Annotated in this window: 1 protein-coding gene; it reads right to left on the bottom strand. The window is 61.5% G+C overall.

The genetic code is table 11. The annotated features are described in order from the left end of the window. On the bottom strand, positions 1 to 956 hold a 956-nt coding region (locus ACTHS3_RS15020; protein ID WP_440368372.1), incomplete at its 3' end, for an ABC transporter permease. Between the last annotated feature and the right edge of the window lie 3 nt (positions 957 to 959).

The raw sequence follows: 959 nt of genomic DNA, 5'->3' as shown, positions 1-959 counted from the left end.
GGCGACACCATAAACGGCAAAAACATCAGCGCGCGCAACCACGCCATTTGCCGTGCCGCCGCCGCATACAGCACGCCTAAAACCGTTGCCGCCGCCACCGCTGCCGCAGAGAAACGGACGGTATTCCACACCGCCGCCCACGTTTGCGCTTCCAGCAAGACTGCCCACGAAGAGCCTGCCGATACCGCCTTGAGCCACACCGCCGCCAAAGGCAGCAGGCAGCATACTGCCAACATGGCCAATACCGTTGCCGTCAGCCATTTTTCCCAAGCCCATATCGGCGCACGCGGAGGCAAAGGCGAGACCGACTTATCCACAGTCACGCGCCTGCTCCAATACGCATACAAACCGCCTGCCGCCGCCGTAACCGCCAGCACCAGCCACACCAACACCGACGCACGCGCCATGTCCAACTCATACGCCACCAGCCGGTAGATTTCCACTTCCACTGTTGCAAAACGTTCGCCGCCGAGCAGCAAGGCCAGCCCGAAGCCTGAAAAACAATATAAAAACACCAGACACGCGCCACCGGCAACCCACGCACGAACTACCGGCCATTCGACCCAGACAAACCGCCGCCACGCGTCCGCGCCCAAAGATTGCGCCGACAGCAACCGCGCCTGTGGCACACGCACAAATCCCTGATACGCCGAGCGCACCAAAACCGGCAGGTTGAAAAACACGTTGCCGTAAATCAGCAGCCACGGCGTGTCCTGCCAACCTGAAGCCAGCATGCCGTGTGCGCCAAACAAGGCCAGCACGCCCATGCCCGCGACCAAAGTCGGCATCACGAAAGGTAGCATCAGTAGGCGCAAAACCGTGCGCCGTCCGGCAAAGTCCATCCGCGCCAGCACCCACGCCGCAGGTACGCCCAAAGCCGTGACCAAGACACAGGTCAAAACCGCCTGCGCCACTGTCCAGCCTAAGCGCAGGCGCATATAGTCATCAGCCACCACTTC

The organism is Neisseria sp. P0009.S007 (assembly GCF_051962515.1).
Note: the sequence above shows the minus strand (reverse complement) of the source record. Positions and strands in the feature narration are given on the sequence as shown.